Here is a 17823-nt window from a genome sequence, read left to right as displayed (position 1 = left end):
ATAAAGTTGGCCTGCGGAATCCTATCCGATCTTGCGCACCGCACTCAGCAGTTTCCGTGCCGCACAATAAATTTCAAACGAAACTTTCTCACCCGACAGATGGTTTCCAAAGAAACAATATATCCGCCATCCGGAATACCTCAGCAGATTATTGCGTTATTTCACAGTTCCGCCAAGCCCGATTGAACAGTCTGAAAACACAGCATAAATTACCAGACAGGACGGCATAAAAAACAGAATGGCCCAGCCATCCCGTCCTGACTTTCGTCACCACCGGCCCGTGAACAGGGAGCATCGGCCCATGACGATCAATGTCAACATTACCCTCGATGACAAATACACCGTCGGCAAAGGCCGGGTGTACCTCAGCGGCATTCAGGCGCTGGCCCGAATCCCGATGATGCAGCGAGACCGTGATCAGGCGCAGGGACTGAATACCGCAGGCTTCATTTCCGGCTATCGCGGCTCGCCGCTCAGCGGGATTGACAGCACGCTGGTCAAGGCCAGCCAACACCTGAAAGAGCGCAACATCCACTTCCAGCCGGGCGTCAACGAAGACCTCGCCGCCACCGCCGTCTGGGGCAGCCAGCAGGTCAACCTGTTCCAGGGGGCCCGCTACGATGGCGTGTTTGGCATGTGGTACGGCAAAGGCCCCGGCGTGGATCGCTCGTGCGACGTGTTCCGCCATGCCAACATGGCCGGAACCTCGCCCCATGGCGGCGTTCTGCTGCTGGCCGGGGACGACCACGCCGCCAAATCCTCCACCGTCGCCTTTCAGACCGAATATGCCTTTGCCGACCTGCAAATCCCGGTGCTGCATCCGGCCAACGTGCAGGAAGTGATTGATTACGGCCTGATCGGGCTGGCGATGAGCCGCTATTCCGGCTGCTGGGTGGCGCTGAAATGTCTGACACAGGTGATGGACAGCTCGGCCTCGGTCGATGTCGATCCCGACCGCCTGAAGCTGGTCATACCGCCATTCGACATGCCTGCCGATGGCCTGCATATCCGCTGGCCGGATACCGCGCTGGCGCAGGAATACCGCCTGATGCGCTACAAGCTGTATGCCGCACTGGCCTTTGCCCGCGCCAACGGCCTGAACCGGGTGGTGATCGACAGCCCCAATCCCCGGCTTGGCATCGTCACCACCGGCAAAAGCTATCTCGATGTGCGGCAGGCGCTGGATGATCTGGGGGTGACGCCACAGCTGGCGGCGCAGATCGGCCTGCGCGTGCTGAAGGTCGGCATGCCGTGGCCGCTGAACCGCGACGACGTGCGCGCCTTTGCCGAAGGTCTGGAAGAAATCATTGTCGTCGAAGAAAAGCGGGCGATGATCGAAAACCAGTTGAAGGAACAGCTTTACAACTGGCGCGAAGACGTTCGCCCGCGCGTCGTTGGCAAATTCGATGAAAAAGGCGAGTGGATTCAGCCCTCTGCCGGGGAACTCGGCCCGGCCCATGTGGCGCGGGTGCTGGCCAGCCGCATCGAGCAGTTCGTTACCGCGCCGTCGATCCGCCAGCGCCTGCAGTTCCTTGAGGAAAAAGAGCAGTCGCAATCCAACCCGATCGTCACCACCCGCCGCATTCCCTATTTCTGCGCCGGATGCCCGCACAATACCTCGACCAAAGTCCCCGAAGGCTCGCGCGCGGTCGGCGGCATCGGTTGCCATTACATGGTCACCTGGATGGACCGCAGCACCGCCACCTACACCCACATGGGCGGCGAAGGCGTGCCGTGGGTCGGGCAGGCTCCGTTCACCGATGAAACCCATATCTTTGCCAATCTGGGCGACGGCACCTATTACCATTCCGGGCTGATGGCAATCCGGCAGGCGGTGGCGGCAAAGGTCAACATCACCTATAAAATCCTGTTCAATGACGCGGTGGCGATGACCGGCGGCCAGCCGTTCGACGGCCCGCTGTCGGTGCCGCTGATCACCCAACAGGTGGCCGCCGAAGGATGCAGCAAAATCGTGGTGGTCACCGACGAGCCGGACAAGTACCCGGCCAACGCCGGATTCGCCAGTGGCACCACCATCCGCCACCGCGACGACCTGGACGCGGTACAAAAGGAACTGCGCACCACCCCCGGCGTCACCATCATGGTCTATGACCAGACCTGCGCAGCGGAAAAACGGCGGCGGCGGAAACGCGGCAAGATGCCCGACCCGCCGCAGCGGGTGTTCATCAACGAACAGGTCTGTGAAGGCTGTGGCGATTGCGGCACCGAGTCCAATTGCGTCGCCGTCGCCCCGATGGAAACCGAACTGGGCCGCAAGCGGACCATCGACCAGTCGGCCTGCAACAAGGACTATAGCTGCCTGAAAGGCTTTTGCCCGTCGTTTGTTACCGTCACCGGCGGCACCATCCGTACCCGCACCGCCGCCGACGGCAAGGCACAGGCCCAAGTCAGCCTGCCCACCCCCACCTTGCCGTCGTGCGATGATGAGCCCTATGGCATTGTCATCACCGGCATCGGCGGAACCGGAGTGGTGACCATCTCGGCCCTGCTGGGGATGGCGGCCCATCTGGAAGGCAAAGGCGTGTCGGTGCTCGACCAGATCGGGCTGGCGCAAAAGAACGGCGCAGTGGTCAGCCACGTCCGCATTGCCGCTCACCCCGACCGCCTGCATGCGGTGCGGATTGCCGCTGGCAATGCCCGCCTGATTCTGGGGGCCGACATGCTGACCGCTGGCGGCTATGACGCCGTGCGCAAGATGCGCCAGGGCTATACGCGGGCGGTGATCAACAGCCATCAGGTGATGACCGCCGACTTCACCCGCAACCCGGACATGCCATTCCCCGCCGACGATGTGCGCCGGGTGATTGCCGACGCCATCGGCGCGCAGGCGGTCAGCTATGTCGATGCCAGCACGCTGGCCACCACCCTGCTGGGCGACAGTCTGGCCACCAACCTGTTTCTGGTCGGCTATGTCTGGCAGCAAGGATTGTTGCCGCTGGGCGAAGACGCCCTGCTGCGGGCCATCGAGCTGAACGGCGCGGCTGTTGATTTCAACAAAAGCGCCTTCTGGTGGGGACGGCGGGCAGCGCAGGATCTGGCGGCGGTCACCGCCCTCTGTGCTCCGCGCAGCGATGAGACCCTGCCCCACCGGCGGCTGTCCGCCTCGCTGGACGAAGCCATTGCCCGCCGGGTCGATATCCTGACCGCCTATCAGGATGCCCGCTATGCCGAACAGTACCGGGCGCTGGTTGCCCGCGTGCAACAGCGGGAAAACATGGTCATCCCCGGCAGCACCACCCTGACCCATGCAGTAGCCCGGGCGGCATTCAAGGTGATGGCCTACAAGGATGAATACGAGGTCGCCCGCCTGTACAGCGATGGCAGCTTTGCCAAGGCACTGGCCGCCCAGTTCGACGGGCCGGTCACGCTGTCCTATCATCTGGCCCCGCCGCTGGTCAGCCGCATCGACCCGGTAAGCGGACGGGCCCGCAAGCGCACCTTCGGCCCGTGGATCGGCCCGCTGTTCCGCTTGCTGGCCAAGGGCAAGGGCCTGCGCGGCCACTGGTTCGACCCCTTCGGCCATTCCGCCGAGCGGGTGTTGCAGCGGAGCCTGCGCACCGAGTATCTGGCGCTGGTCGAGCATCTGCTGGCAGGGCTGGGGCGCGACAACCACGCCGCCGCCGTCGACCTGGCCGAACTGCCGCTGTCAATCCGGGGCTATGGTCCGGTGCTGGAACAGGCCAAAGCCAAGGCCGACCAGCGCAAGCACGGCCTGCTGGAACAGTTCGACCACCCGGCTCCGACACCCTTGCCGACGCCGTGGCGGGAAGCGGCGGAATAGAGCATTGTGCGAAAAGTGGAAACCGGTTTTTGCAAAAACAATGCGGCGAAATAAAAGGTTAGAGCAGCGGGCCTGCATCCGGTCACAGTACACGACACAAAACAAAAAGATCATGGAGCGCTGCTCCAAACCTCGCCGGGGCCTTTAGGCCCCGGGCCCCATTCCTTTGATCATAAAAGAAAAAGTGGGGGTTTGGGGCCTTAGGCCCCAAACGGGCTCGGACGGTAGCCCGCTCTTGTTTCCTTACTGTCGTGTACTGTGGCATCCGGTTTAACGCACGCTGCTCTAAAAAAACCCTCCGAAGCGATTCGGAGGGTTTTTTATTGGATCAGACGCCGACCGCCATGCGGTACAGGGTCAGGATCTGCTCTTCTTCTTCCAGCTCGTGGGGCTTCTTTTTGCGCAAGGAGACCAGCTTGCGGATGCTCTTGACATCATAGCCCATCGACTTGGCTTCGGAGTAAACGTCCTTGATATCGCTGGCGAGGTTCGCCTTTTCTTCTTCCAGACGTTCAATGCGTTCAACGAACGAGCGGAGCTGCTCGGCCGCCGCTGTATCCATAGCTTCCATGTTATCCTACCTTGGCTTGAAGGTTGGCCCGCCAGCCGGGGCGGCGCAAACCGGGCAGCACCACCGCCGCCCACTGAATTTGAGCCGCACCATACCGACCCCCCGCGCCGCAATCAAGCCCCGGCTAGACCAGCGTGCGTCAAGGCTCACAGTACACGACCGTTGGTGGAGAATAGCGGACTGCCGCCCGCACCTGCCCGGGGGACGATGCCCCCGGACCCCCATTTTTTCTTTCAATATCAAACTAATGGGGTCTGGGGCCTCAAGGCCCCAGCGAGGTGTGGAGCAGCGCTCCACGTCCTTGTTTCCTTATTGTCATGTACTGTGGTCAAGCCTGATGCACGCTGGTCTAACCTTTTGTTCTGTCGCATTGTTGATGCGAAAACCGGTTCCCACTTTTCGCACAATGCCAGGTCTTTCATGCCGCATTGCTGTTGCGAAAACCGGTACCCACTTTTCGCACAATGCCAGGTCTTTCATGCCGCATTGTTGATGCGAAAACCGGTACCCACTTTTCGCACAATGCTCGTTTGTTGTGTCGCATTGTTTTTGCGAAAACCGGTACCCACTTTTCGCACAATGCTCTATTTCCCCGCCGGAGCCGTTCGGATCATCAGCAGGGCGCGGAACACCAGCCCGGCCAGCAAGCCCCAGAACGCCGGACCAATGCCGGCGAACGACAGCCCGGACGCGGTGATCAAAAAGGTAACGGCGGCGGGCAAGCGGTCGTTGGCCTCCTGAAACCCGGCCACCGCCGCCCCGGCAAAGGCATTCATCAACGCCAGCCCGGCCACCGCCTGAATCAGCAGCGGCGGTGATTGCGACACCAGCGCCGCCGCTGCCGCCGACACCACTGCCAGCACCACATAGGCCGCCCCGGTCACCACTGCCGCCACATAGCGATGGCGCGGCTCCGGCGATGCCTCCGGCCCGGCACAGAGGGCAGCGGTGATGGCGGCCAGATTGATCGACACCCCGCCACCGATTGCCGACAGCACCGACCCGGCTCCGGTGCCGACAAACAGCGGCCCGGCGTTGGGGCGATAGCCGTTGGCGGCCAGAATCGCCAGCCCCGGCACGTTCTGCGAGGCCATGGTGACCAGAAACAGCGGAATGGCAATGCCGATCACCGCCCCGCTGGTCAGGGTCGGCAGCACCGGCGCCAAGGCCGGAGCCAGCGACACCGCCGCCGGAGCCGTCCCGCCGACCAGTTCGGGAAAGGCCATCAGCAGCACCGCCACCACCACCGCCAGCGGCACGGCATACAGGCGGGAAAAGACGCTGGTCACCACCCACACCGCCAGCACCGGCACCGCCAGATGCGGAATGGCCTTCAAGGCGGCAAACGGGGCCAGACACAGCGGCAACAGCACCCCGGCCAGCATCGCGCTGGCAATCGAGGTCGGTATTTTCTGGATCAACGTTCCCAGCGGACGCCACAGCCCGCAGATGACGATCAACACCCCCACCAGCATGAACGCCCCGACGGCAGCGGCAAAGCCACCATCCACCGCCCCGGTGGCCGCCAGCAGCGCCGCCCCCGGCGTGGTCCAGGCGACGCTGATCGGCTGGCGCAGCTTCAGGCTGAACACGATCCCGGCCAGCCCCATCAGCAAACAGGTGGCGGTCAGGCCAGAGGCTGCCTGCTCCGGCGAGGCTCCGACAGCCAGCAACCCTTGCACCACCACCGCAAACGAGCTGCCAAAGCCGACCATACCGGCGATCAGGCCGGTGGTGAGGGTCTGGACAGACAACGCCTGCCCGAACGGCACAGAAGTAGAAGACGACATGGGACGACATCCACAGCAGGAGAATGAGGCAGGACAGCCGGGCGCAGATACGCTAGACCAGTGTGCGTTAACCCTGACGCACACTGGTCTAGCCTTTTGATGTGCCGCAGTGACGATGCGCAAAACCGGTTCCCACTTTTGCGCTCACTGCTCCAGACTAGCCTTTGTAAGATTGGATCCAATTCACCACATCCGAGCCAGCATGACAAGCCCTTCACCGGAAAACCCCGCCGTCCCGTCCCTCGATGCGCTGATTGCTCGCAGCAAGCCGCGCTTTCGGACCGCCACCGAATTTGTTGAATTCACCTTGCGGGACGGCATCCTGAGCGGAGCCATCCCCGGCGGCACCCCGTTGCGGCAGGAAGAACTGGCCCAGCAGTTCGGAGTCAGCCGGATGCCGGTGCGCGAAGCCCTGCGCCAACTGGAATCGCAGGCGCTGATCGACTTCACCCCGCACAAGGGGGCGGTGGTGACCTCGATTTCTGCCGCCGACGCCAGCGACCTGTTCGCCGTCCGCATGGCACTGGAACCAGCCGCCCTGCGCCTGTCCCTGCCCCACCTGACGCAAGCCGACCTGCTGCGGGCCACCGACGCCATCCACGACATGGATCAGGAACGCGATCTCGCCCGCATGGGCGACCTCAACCGCCGCTTTCACATGACCCTGTACGCGCAGGCCAACAGCCCGCGCCTGCTGGCGCTGGTCGAACAGCACATGGCGGTCTTTGATCGTTATCTGCGTTTTGAGTTATCGGCGCTGGGGTGGGATCATCTGAAACAGGACGATCACCATGCCCTGCTGGATGCCTGTGCCGCACGGGACATCACCACTGCCGAAGCAGTGCTGATCCGCCATCTGGCAACGGCGGATCAGGCGTTGCGGGAGTTTTTCGCCTGCCGTCAGGACGTGCGCGAAGACTCCCGCTGATCAACTGTGGTCAAACAGACGGTCAAACACAGGCTTCAGCCCGTAAAACTGGAATGCCTCGCCCATCCCCAGCACCACCAACAGCACCGCCCCGGCAAACTTCACCCCGGCAGGCAGGATTTTGAGAGCATCCAGCCCCAGATCAGCGGCATTCTGCACCGTATCAACGATACCAGCCATTGACCAGACTTGCGGGTCTGGTCCCCAGAACAGGGCGGCAGCAACCTTCGCCAGTGCCAGAGCAGGCAGGACAGGCCCCAGAATACCGTTGATCATCCCCAAGGCAAAACAGCCACTGACCACCACCAGCGCAAGGGCCGCCTTTTGCAAGGACGGATCACCACTGCCAACCAGCACGGAAAACAGGAAGGTCCAGGCCAGCGTGACGGCAATCGTTCGCCCCCAGCCGAACTGGTGCTTGTAAACCAGTTCATACAACACGAATCCGACCGGCAGCGACGCAAGCACCATATAATCGGACAGGTGGATTTCCTTGGTCCCCAAAGACGACAGAACATCAAGATCAGAAAGATAGCCAACAATGATCCCCACCGCCAATGCGGTGAACAGCACGGAATTCATCGTCACCGAGGCGTAAAAGCCCCGCGTCCGCCACGTCTTCTTGCGATAGAACAATCCCCCCATCACAATCAACCCAACGATCAAAACTTTCAGAATCGCAATTTTTTCACCCATCACCATCCCCCACAACAACCGTGACGGGAAGATGATACATGACACTTATAAGATGTAAATTTATTATCTACCTCTCAAAGCGGGTTGACAGCACAATCGCCGTCTGCGTCCGCTCCACCCCCGGCAACAGGCCGATCCGGTCCACCAGCGCATCCATCTCGACCACCGACGGTGCATGAACCACCGCGATCAGGTCAAAGATACCGCTGATGGCGTGCAGGGCCTTGACCTCGGGCAGGCGCTTCAGGGCCTGCACCACGTCCGCCGACTGTTTCGGCCCGACCGCCAGCATGATGTGCGCCTTGATGGTGTCGGCCTCCAGCCGTTCGGACAGGCGGATGGTAAAGGCCCGGATCACCCCGATATCGCGCAGCCGGTCCAGTCGGCTTTGCACCGTACTGCGCGCCAGCCCCAGATCACGGGCCAGCTCGGCGGTCGGGCGACGACTGTCGACGGCCAGCAATTCCAGCAGGCGGCGGTCCACCGCATCCAGGCTCGACCAGCCGATGGCCGTTGGCGATGTGCTCATCCTGTCTTCCCCCCAAGCCATCCGTCATTTCGTCGGAACTATCGTCATTCTGTCGCAACAAACACCGCTTTTCAACGGTCTGCAGGGTTCACTTCGACAGCCCGTTCCGGTCATATCATAGGGAGAGCAACACCTCATAACCCCTTGGAGGCATTCCCATGTCAAAGCTGTCGGTGGTGATTTTCGGAGCAGGCCGGATCGGTCAGACCATTGCGCTGTTGCTGGCCGGAACCGGTGACTATCGGGTGCGGCTGGTTGACAGCAAGGCAGAGTCACTGGAAACGCTGGCCGGGCTGTCGGCTGCCAGCCGCCAGCCGATTGACGGCGAGGTGGTTGATGCCCACGACCCGGCGGCGGTGCGTGCCGCCTGTCAGGGGCATTGGGGGGTGATCAACGCCCTGCCGTACAGCCTGACGGCGCTGGTGGCGCAGGCGGCCCATGCGGTGGGGGCGCATTATTTCGACCTGACCGAAGATGTCGCCAGCACCAAAATCGTCTCGGCGCTGGCGACCAAAAACCAGCCCGGCGCCCTGATCCCGCAGTGTGGTCTGGCTCCAGGGGCGGTGTCGGTGATCGGGGGCGATCTGGCCCGCCGCTTTGACCACCTGAAGAGCCTGCACCTGCGCGTTGGTGCCCTGCCGCGCTATCCGACCAACGGCCTGAACTATGCCCTGACCTGGAGCCCGGAAGGCCTGATCAACGAGTACATCCAGCCGTGCGAAGCGGTGGTCAACGGCCACAAGACTTCGGTTCCGGCGCTGGCCGAGCGGGAAGAGTTCTCGGTCGATGGCATTCACTACGAAGCCTTCAACACTTCGGGCGGGCTGGGGACGCTGGCCGATACCCTCAGCGGGCGGGTGCAGAGCCTGAACTATCGCTCGATCCGCTACCCCGGCCACCGCGACGCCGTTCGCCTGCTGTTGCAGGACCTGCGCCTGTCCGAACGACCGGACCTGCTGGCTGAAATCTTCCGCCATGCCATTCCCAGCACCCAGCAGGACATGGTGATCCTGTTCTGCAATGCCATCGGTGAACGCGATGGTCAGTTGCAGCAGCAGACCTATACCACCACCATCCACGGTGCCGAAGTCCATGGCCGCTTCCTGACCGCCATCCAGTTGACCACCGCTTCGGCGATCTGTGCGGTGGTTGACCTGCTGGCCACCGGAGCGTTGCCCGATCAGGGGCTGGTGCGACAGGAAGACATCCCGCTCGACCTGTTCCTGTCCAACCGTTTTGGCAAGGTCTATGCGCCGCAGGATGCCAGCGGCGCGCTGAAAGCCGGAGCCTCCTACCGGCAGGCCCCGATGCTGGCAGACGCCGCGCAATAAAACAGACAACGCGGAAGACATATTGCACTCGCGACAGAGCGGCCTACACTTCGTGGGCCGCTTTTGTCTTTTTGTACAGGGTGATCCATGCCCCCCGTGACGCTCAGCCCCTATCCCGTCCGCAGTGCCGCCAACAGCCGGGCTGCCCGCACCGTCCTGAACGCTCTGGGCCGTCATCCGGTGGCGGCGGGCAAGCAACAGGCGTTGCTGGTCTGTGGCGGAGCCTCGATTGCCGGGGTACTGACCCGACTGATCACACCGCTTGCCGCACTGGCGCAGGCCCCGCTGATCATGCCATGCGATGAACGCTGTCTGCCGGACCATCACCCGGAACGCAATGATACCGCCCTGCGCCAGATGGTATCCGCCAGCCTGACCATCACGCCGCTGTGGGATGAAGCGCAGCAGGCCGCGACCGCCGAAAGCCGACAGATTGACTGGGCGTCATCGGTGGCAGTGGTCAGCATGGCCGATGATGGCCATATTGCCTCGCTGTTCCCGCAGCGGCTGCACCGTCGGCAGGATCAGGACTGGATCATCGTTGCCGACGCCCCCCGCCCGCCAGCGCGGCGGATCAGCCTGAGCGCCGACGCCCTGCACAAGGTCGGCCATCTGGTGGTGCTGGTGTTTGGGGCCAACAAGATTGGCCCGTGGCAGCGCGCCCTGCACAACCCGCAGGATGATGCCATTCTGCCGGTCTGTCATGCCCTGCAACGCCCCCTGCCGACGGCGGTGGTGGTCTGTCCGCAGGATGCGTGAGTCACCCATCCCCTGTGGCGATGCGGCAGGGGATGGGAAAACAACAGGTTATTCGTCGTACTGCACCAGCGCCTCGACCGGCACATCCAGACGGCTGCGACCGTTCAGAAAGGTCAGTTCGATGATCGCCGACACGCCGACCACTTCGGCCCCGACCTTGCGGAACAGCTCGACCGCTGCCTGAGCGGTGCCACCGGTGGCCAGCAGATCGTCCATGATCACCACCCGCTGGCCGGGCTTCACCGCGTCGGCCTGAATTTCGATGGTGTCGCTGCCATATTCCAGATCATAGCTGTAACTGATGGTCTCGCCCGGCAGCTTGCCGCGCTTGCGCACCATCACAAAGCCACAGCCCAGCTTCAGCGCCAGCGGTGCCGCGGTCAGGAAGCCGCGCGATTCGATCCCGGCCAGCACGTCGGGCTGCCAGACGCTGATCGCCTTGGCCATCCGCCCCATGGTCACCTGCCAGGCATCAGGGTGCCGCAGCAAGGTGGAGATGTCGTAAAAGTTGATGCCCGGCTTGGGAAAGTCCGGAATGCTGCGGATATGGTCTTTGATGTCCATGAAAGGCAACCCTGATCGTCGCAAGAGCCAAAGGAAGCAGCCCGCTTTCATCGGGCAGGCCGGTTTCCTACCTCTTAGGCGTTCTGACCACAGATGTTAAGACTAAAAACGGCCTGCGGCATAAGCAACGCCTCTATGTTTCATATTGAAACAGTCGTTGCAAACGCTTACCTGCAGCAATAGTGTGTTTCGCTTCCAGAGGCTGGCGGATTCTGACCGGCTCTGGATCTCCTTGATGCCGTCTGTCCGCGCGGAAAAGACCCGGAGCAGCATCAAGGGCCGTTCTGTCCGTTCCGAGGGCTATCGTGACCGTTGACGTCATCACTACCCAGTTGCAACAAGCCTATGACAGCCTCAGCCCACAACTGCGCCAGGGCGCCCGCTACCTCCTCGCCCACCCCGAAGAAGTCGCCCTGACCTCGATGCGCCGTCTTGCGGCCCATGCCGGGGTCAAGCCGTCAACGATGGTCCGGCTGGCGCGCGCCCTTGGCTTTGAAGGCTTTGAGGAACTACGCGAACCATACCGCAACTGGCTGCGCGGCGGCGAAGGCACCTATGAAGCCCGCGCCCGTGCCCTGCACGCCCGCCAGAACGGTGAAGGACTCGAGGCGCTGCTGAAGGACATGGCCGACGCCGATCTCAACGCGCTGGAAATGGCCTGTTGTGAAAACGACAAACAGCGCACGACCATTCTGGCCGCCGCCGAAACCCTGTCACGGGTCCGGCGGGTCTATGTGCTGGGGCTGCGCAGTTGTTTTTCGCTGGCCTATTCCTTTCACTATGGCTGTTCGATGCTGCGCGAGGACTGTCGGCTGGTCGATGGTGCGGGCGGCACCTATCTTGACGGCCTGCGCGGCATTGCGCCGCAGGATTGTCTGGTGGTGTTCAGCGTCCGCCCCTATGCCCATGATACCGTCGAACTGGTCGAGCTGGCCCACAGCGCCGGAGCCGCCGTCATTGCCATCACCGACAGCCCGACGGCGCCGATTGCCCATGATGCCCGCCACCTGCTGATTGCCGAAACCTCCAGCCCGAATTTTTTCCATTCGCTGGTCGCCCCGCAGGCTCTGCTGCAACAGGTGCTCGGTGCCCTGACCTGCATCGCAGGCGAAGGCGCGGTGGAAACATTGCGTGACCGCGAACAACAATTGCGGCAAGTTGAAGCCTATTGGCAGGAACCCAAGCGCAAGCGCCGGGTCTGACGCCACCCGCAACAAAGGACTCCTCCGATGAGCACGGCTCCGTTGTCCCTGGCACCCGATCCGGTGATCCTGATCTCGGCCCCCAACGGAGCCCGCCGCACCCACGCCGACCATCCGGCCATCCCGCTGACCAGCGCCGAACTGGCCCGCTGTGCTGCCAACTGTCTGGAGGCTGGGGCGTCAATTCTGCATCTGCACGTTCGCGCCGCTGACGGAACCCACCTGCTGGATGCCGACGCCTACCGCGACGCCATCGCCGCCATCCGGCAGCAGGTGGGGGAGCGGCTGGTGATCCAGATCACCACTGAAGCCGTTGGCCGTTACAGTCCGGCAGAACAGCGCGCTGTCGTCCGGGCCACCCGCCCGGAAGCGGTTTCGATTGCCCTGCGCGAATTCATCCCCGACCGCAGCCACGAAAGTGCTGCCGCCGAGCTGTTTGCAGACCTGCATCAGCAAGGGTGCCTGATCCAGCCGATTCTCTATGCTCCAGCCGAGGTGATCTGGCTGGGTGATCTGCTCCGCCGGGGCCTGATCCCCGATGGTCCGCTGTTCCCGTTGTTCGTCCTGGGCCGCTATGCCGACGGCCAGCGGTCCACCCCGACCGATGCAGCCTGTTTCATCGACCGCTGGCAAGCCACCCAAAGCAGCAGCCTGTTCCCGCGCCCGTGGAGCCTGTGCGCCTTTGGCCCGGAAGAATCGGCCAGCGCCGCAGCCGCCCTCTGTCTGGGAGGCCACCCGCGGGTGGGCTTTGAAAACAACCTGTGGCGTCCCGATGGCAGCCTTGCCGCCTCCCCCGCCGAGCCGTTGCAGCGGCTAGCCGAGGTCGCGCGCCTGCTGGCCCGCCCGCTGGCCACCGCCGACCGTGTGCGGTCGCTGCTCGCCCCGTAACAAGCACGCGTGCAAAATGACCTTAATTTGATTATGGTCAAGGATGCTCCCCCCGCCCCTGTGAGACAAACAGTCATCGCACACAGCCTTTCGGAGAGCCATCATGAGCACCCTGACTTGGACCCCCGATCTGTCGGTCGGCGTCGATTTCATGGACCACGACCACGAAGAGTTTCTGGCGCTGGTCAATGCCTGCGTCGCGGCCAGTGATGCCGACCTGCCCGCCCTGTTTGATCGTCTGTATGATCACACCGTGGCCCACTTCGCCCGCGAAGAAGCCCTGATGGAGCAGACCGGCTTTTTCGCCATCGATTGCCACAAGGGCGAACATGGCCGCGTACTGGCCGAAATGCGCCGCTTCCGCGCCCATGTCGACAAGGGCAACATCGCCTTTGCCCGCGCCTATGTCGGCGATCAGGTGCCGCAATGGTTCATCCTGCACCGCAACACCATGGACTCGGCCACCGCCGCCTTTGCCGCTCGTCAGGTAGCCTGAGCTGGAGATGCTCGCCGCACCCGTGCCACCTCGTCAGCGATGAAGGCGTCAATTTCGGCCAGAACGCTGTCCTCGGTACGGGTGCCGTCGGCAATCTGGCGGAACAGGTGGTGCCACAACGCCGTCAGATCGGGGCCGGTTGCCAGCGGTGGCAGGGCCGCACACAGCGCCTTGCCACGCATGGTCGAGCGGACCTCCTGACCGTTGATCTCCAGCAATCCACGCCGGATCAGCGTCTGTAACAGCGCATCCCGCGTTGCTGGCGTTCCCAGCCCACCGCGCTCATGCGCCTTGCCCCGGTCCTTGTCCAGCAACAGCCGCCGGATCGCCGGGTCACGCACATATCTGGCCACCTGCGCCAGATCAAGCAACAGTGTCTGCACCCGGTATCGCGGCGGTGGCGGTGTCAGGCGCGGTGTAACGCGCACATCGACGACCGTCGCCTGTTGCCCACGACGCACCGCGCCCAAAGCCTCGGCCAGCGGGCCGGTGATGGTCGGTGCCCGCTCCTGTGGTTCGAGGCCCTGACCGGGGATCAAAACATCCTGCCAGCCCGACCTCTGCACGGTTTGCCCCCCCACCTGCAACAGATGCCCGCCAGCGACCACCGTCACCAGCGTTTCCCGTCCCTGGTGCGCCGGAAAGAACTGGCCGACATACAGGCGGGCAATCAGGTCATAAACCTGCCGTTCGGCCTCGGACAGGGCCGATGGTGACGGAACACGGCCAGTCGGGATAATCGCATGATGCGCCCCCACCTGCGCACTGTCGAACGCCGCGCCCCGATGATGGGCGTCCGCCTGCCGGGCCTGTTCCATCCACGGCACCAGCGATGCCAGCACCGCAGCGGCCTCCTCGGGCCGGGGCGGGTGCAGATAGCGGCAATCGGAACGGTTATAGGTAATGGCGTTGTGGTGATCGCGCAGCCGTTGGGTGGCGTCGCTGACCTGCCATGGCAACAGGCCATGCAGCGCCGCCGCATCCGCCTGCAGGGTCAGCAGGTTATAGGGCAACGGCACCTCGGCGGCCAAATCCTCCTGCGTCACCGACTGGACCAGCGCACCGGGAGCCCGCACCTGTTCCGCCGCCCGCCGGGCCACCTCCGGGTCCACCACCCGCCCGTCATCATCCAGACCATCGTCTTCCAGCGGCAGCCAGTCTGCCCACAGCGGTTCGCTCACCCCCGGCAGGGACAGCAACGCCTGCAGGTGATGGACGGTATGCGGACGATGCTGTTCATGGGCCCTGTCGCGGGCGACCACCAACCCCAGCATCGGCGTCTGAACCCGGCCAACCGACAGCACCCCGCCCTCCCCGCGCTGCCGTCCGGCCAGCGTATAGGCGCGGGTCAGGTTATAGCCATAGCGCTGGTCACACACCGCCCGCACCAGCACCGAGCGCGACAGCGGTCGATACAGGCGGTTGTCCTGCATCTGTTCAAACGCCTGACGAACCGGCTGGGGGGTCAGGTCGTTGATCATCACCCGCCAGCATGGCAGGTGCTCCAGCCCGGCCCAGTCAATCAGCTCGTCAACCACCCGTTGCCCTTCGGCATCGGGGTCTCCGGCATGGATCAGGGCCTCGGCCTGTCGGGCCAACGCCACCACCGCCTGCACATGGTCGGCATACTGCGGCACAAGGTGATGGCTGACCGGCCACGATAACGGCAGCGTCGCCCACGACCAGCGTTCCACCGCCGGGTCATGGTCTTCCGGGTCGCCCAGCCGCAGGACATGACCGAACAGCCAGGTCACCTGATCGCCATTCAACAGGCGAAAGCTGGCTCCATCGGGATGGCCCGGCCCGGCAAAGGCACCAGCAATTGCCGACGCCACTTGAGGTTTTTCAGCAATGATCAGGCGCATCAGGACAGGCAGCCACAGCAGGACGCAGAAGGACTGCCTCTGTAAAGCAAACAGGCCCCTTTGCACAGCGCAAAGGAGCCCGCAGCATCACCCCGGAAACAGGGTCGGTTACGACATCGACGACGACAGCGAGCGCAGCGCCCCGATGGCCCGACGGCCCGGACTTTCCAGCGCCGCCGCCGCCTTGCGCACGGCGGTTTGCAGCTTTTCAAAAGCGCGGTTTTCGATCTGGCGCACCCGTTCGCGCGAAATGCCGTATTCCTTGCCCAGATCCTCCAGCGTGATCGGAGCCGAGCGCAGACGGCGTTCGGTCAGGATATGGCGTTCCCGGTCGTTCAGGGTTTCCAGTGCGTCTTTCAGCAGTTGCGAGCCCAGATGACGTTCCTGCTTCGAGGCCAGTTCGTCTTCCTGGCTGGCCCGGTCATCAACCAGCATGTCCATCCGGCTGAGTTCACCATCTTCGCTGACCGGCACATCCAGCGAGGCATCCTGCCGCGACAGGCGGCGGTTCATCGCATGGACTTCCTCGACCGGCACCGACAGTTCGGTGGCAATCCATGTGGCCTGTTCCGGCGTCAGCTCGCTGTCTTCATAGACGCCCAGCCGGGCCTTCATCTTGCGCAGGTTGAAGAACAGCTTCTTCTGTGCCGCGACGGTACCGACCTTGACCAGCGACCACGAATTCAGGACGTATTCGTTGATCGAGGCCTTGATCCACCACATGGCATAGGTGGCCAGACGGAAGCCCTTTTCCGGCTCGAATTTCTGCACGGCGCGCAGCAGGCCCAGATTCCCTTCGGAAATCAGGTCAGCCACCGGCAGGCCGTAATAGCGGTACCCCATGGCTATTTTGGCCACCAGTCGCAGATGGCTGGTAATCAGCCGGACGCCGGCTGCTTCGCTGCCATGGTCACGATACTGAAAGGCCAGCTCAAGCTCTTCGCTTGGCTGCAGCAAAGGATAGCGCTTGATGGCTTCCATGTACTGGCTCAGGCCGCCTTCTGCTGCGACACTCGGGACCGACACATTGATCTTTGCCATGCGGGTTTCTCCTAACTTCCAGGCCGTTCCAGGACCGCGTTTCCCCATTACCTCTGCCAGACGGGGAGGACCCCGGTGGTTTTCTCAAGCCCCTGACAGACGCGGTGACGATGGCTCTGCTTCGGGTTGTACTGCTTGGTACGTTTTTGAGAGTGTCGGTAAAGAGTGTCTTTTTCAAGGCAATCCGCCTGCCTAAAATTCGCCATATTTCAGCATCTTTAGAGCAAAGCGTGACTTTTTATAACCATTCCAGTTTATAATCAGGACTATTTTAGTCAAGATTAAATTCAACGTCTCACGTCCTTGTTACACCCGCAGCACATGTCCGTCTGTGATGGCCGTCAAGTTCTCCATAAAAAATGCAGCCCGACCGAATCGAGAACAAGAAAACACAACAATCTCAAATAACTATCCATCACAACCGGGATGAATATATCACACCACAATAAATGAACAGTGATCATCAATACATTCAAAAGAAACTATTATATCTTTAGCCCCATGATATCATACCCTTGTCCAGATCAGATCAGCGTACGCTACCAAGCGTAAGCATATCCTGGATTTCGTTTAATACGTTCAAGAATTGAACTCGGGACACCTTGATACTCAACGTATTCATCAATGCCCGTACAGGAGAGAAGAATGCATACCATGTTGCGGAACCTGTCTGTGAAAGCACTCTCGTTGTCTGCGCTTGGCCTGGCTCTGGCGACATCGGGCTGTATGCCTTACGATCCCTACTATGCCAATCCCTACGCCGCCGGTGGTGCTTTGGCCGACAAGGATGAAGGTCCGGCAATGCTGGCCAATGTTGACGAAACCAGCATCAAGGCGCTGATCCCGGTTGGAACGCCAAAAGAACGAGTCGTCCAGATGCTGGGGGCTCCGCTGTCGACATCGGCCCTGTCCAACGGCAAGACCGCTCATGTCTACAGCCACACCTTTACCTCGTATTCGCGCCGTTTTGTCGACATGCAGATGCTGAATGTCGAATACGACGCCTCCGGGAAGGTGAGCACGACGACGCTGACCAAAACGCACAGCACATTCTGATATGTCGCGCATGCCACGGGGCCTGAGGGCAACGGCTCTCAAGCCCCCTGTCATCGACACCCGGACCCCTGCCACAGCACAGCCACTGTCCTGACGCAATCATGACAAAAGTATCATTGCCGCCAACCGCAAACCTGCCGTATTCCTGAGGCAGTCTTCCTTATCCGCCGTTATCCCGCCGGAGGACCGCAGCAAAGGCCGCAAAAAGCCTTTCCAGTCTGTAAGGTTGGGAGCCAAAACCATATTTATAATACGGGATTTGGCCTGTCCTTCGCTTGTGCAGTGATTGCGGAGCCGGTATAGTC

Annotated in this window: 15 protein-coding genes; 8 read left to right on the top strand and 7 right to left on the bottom strand. The window is 62.3% G+C overall.

The window, feature by feature from the left end:
• Positions 1–301: 301 nt before the first annotated feature.
• Complete coding sequence (locus tag BW995_RS00780) at positions 302–3802, top strand: indolepyruvate ferredoxin oxidoreductase family protein (RefSeq protein ID WP_076398078.1); 3501 nt, start codon at positions 302–304, stop codon at positions 3800–3802.
• Between the two features lie 328 nt (positions 3803–4130).
• Here BW995_RS00780 and BW995_RS00775 read toward each other — a convergent pair whose 3' ends face one another.
• On the bottom strand, positions 4131–4373 hold the full coding sequence (locus BW995_RS00775; protein ID WP_076398076.1) for a DUF2312 domain-containing protein: 243 nt from the start codon (positions 4371–4373) through the stop codon (positions 4131–4133).
• A gap of 584 nt (positions 4374–4957) precedes the next feature.
• On the bottom strand, positions 4958–6163 hold the full coding sequence (locus BW995_RS00770) for a benzoate/H(+) symporter BenE family transporter (RefSeq protein ID WP_076398074.1): 1206 nt from the start codon (positions 6161–6163) through the stop codon (positions 4958–4960).
• 202 nt (positions 6164–6365) lie between these two features.
• On the opposite strand from BW995_RS00770, the gene BW995_RS00765 reads away from it, so the two are divergent.
• Positions 6366–7091, top strand: a complete 726-nt coding sequence (locus BW995_RS00765) for a GntR family transcriptional regulator (protein WP_076398073.1) — start codon at positions 6366–6368, stop codon at positions 7089–7091.
• On the opposite strand, the gene BW995_RS00760 is transcribed toward BW995_RS00765, so the two are convergent.
• Positions 7092–7787 (bottom strand): hypothetical protein, encoded by a 696-nt coding sequence (locus BW995_RS00760; RefSeq protein WP_139332704.1) that lies wholly within the window; start codon positions 7785–7787, stop codon positions 7092–7094. It abuts the gene before it with no gap.
• Between the two features lie 67 nt (positions 7788–7854).
• Positions 7855–8316: an Lrp/AsnC family transcriptional regulator gene (locus tag BW995_RS00755; protein WP_076398069.1), complete on the bottom strand. Its 462-nt coding sequence runs from the start codon at positions 8314–8316 to the stop codon at positions 7855–7857.
• Between the two features lie 158 nt (positions 8317–8474).
• On the opposite strand from BW995_RS00755, the gene BW995_RS00750 reads away from it, so the two are divergent.
• A complete protein-coding gene (locus BW995_RS00750) occupies positions 8475–9647 on the top strand; it encodes a saccharopine dehydrogenase family protein (RefSeq protein WP_076398067.1) in 1173 nt (390 codons plus the stop codon).
• Positions 9648–9734: 87 nt separating this feature from the next.
• Positions 9735–10406, top strand: a complete 672-nt coding sequence (locus BW995_RS00745) for a 6-phosphogluconolactonase (protein ID WP_076398066.1) — start codon at positions 9735–9737, stop codon at positions 10404–10406.
• 48 nt (positions 10407–10454) lie between these two features.
• Here the strand turns inward: BW995_RS00745 and BW995_RS00740 are convergent, their stop codons facing one another.
• Positions 10455–10970, bottom strand: a complete 516-nt coding sequence (locus BW995_RS00740) for an adenine phosphoribosyltransferase (RefSeq protein ID WP_076398064.1) — start codon at positions 10968–10970, stop codon at positions 10455–10457.
• Positions 10971–11275: 305 nt separating this feature from the next.
• On the opposite strand from BW995_RS00740, the gene BW995_RS00735 reads away from it, so the two are divergent.
• From BW995_RS00735 to BW995_RS00725, 3 genes are all read left to right on the top strand, one after another.
• On the top strand, positions 11276–12172 hold the full coding sequence (locus BW995_RS00735; protein WP_084194467.1) for a MurR/RpiR family transcriptional regulator: 897 nt from the start codon (positions 11276–11278) through the stop codon (positions 12170–12172).
• A gap of 27 nt (positions 12173–12199) precedes the next feature.
• Positions 12200–13060 (top strand): BKACE family enzyme, encoded by an 861-nt coding sequence (locus tag BW995_RS00730; RefSeq protein WP_076398061.1) that lies wholly within the window; start codon positions 12200–12202, stop codon positions 13058–13060.
• 103 nt (positions 13061–13163) lie between these two features.
• Entirely contained in the window at positions 13164–13556 is a 393-nt protein-coding gene (locus BW995_RS00725) for a bacteriohemerythrin (RefSeq protein ID WP_076398060.1), read from the top strand.
• Here the strand turns inward: BW995_RS00725 and BW995_RS00720 are convergent.
• Both BW995_RS00720 and rpoH read right to left on the bottom strand, forming a co-directional pair.
• A complete protein-coding gene (locus tag BW995_RS00720; RefSeq protein WP_076398058.1) occupies positions 13544–15421 on the bottom strand; it encodes a DNA topoisomerase in 1878 nt (625 codons plus the stop codon). The two genes, BW995_RS00725 and BW995_RS00720, sit on opposite strands and share 13 nt — an antisense overlap.
• A 108-nt stretch (positions 15422–15529) precedes the next feature.
• Positions 15530–16462, bottom strand: a complete 933-nt coding sequence (rpoH, locus tag BW995_RS00715) for an RNA polymerase sigma factor RpoH (protein WP_076398057.1) — start codon at positions 16460–16462, stop codon at positions 15530–15532.
• A gap of 726 nt (positions 16463–17188) precedes the next feature.
• Here rpoH and BW995_RS00710 point away from each other — a divergent pair.
• Entirely contained in the window at positions 17189–17518 is a 330-nt protein-coding gene (locus BW995_RS00710; protein WP_139332703.1) for a hypothetical protein, read from the top strand.
• Positions 17519–17823: the final 305 nt, after the last annotated feature.

This window comes from Insolitispirillum peregrinum (assembly GCF_900156605.1).
In the GTDB taxonomy this organism is placed as follows: domain Bacteria; phylum Pseudomonadota; class Alphaproteobacteria; order Rhodospirillales; family Rhodospirillaceae; genus Insolitispirillum; species Insolitispirillum peregrinum.
Note: the sequence above shows the minus strand (reverse complement) of the source record. Positions and strands in the feature narration are given on the sequence as shown.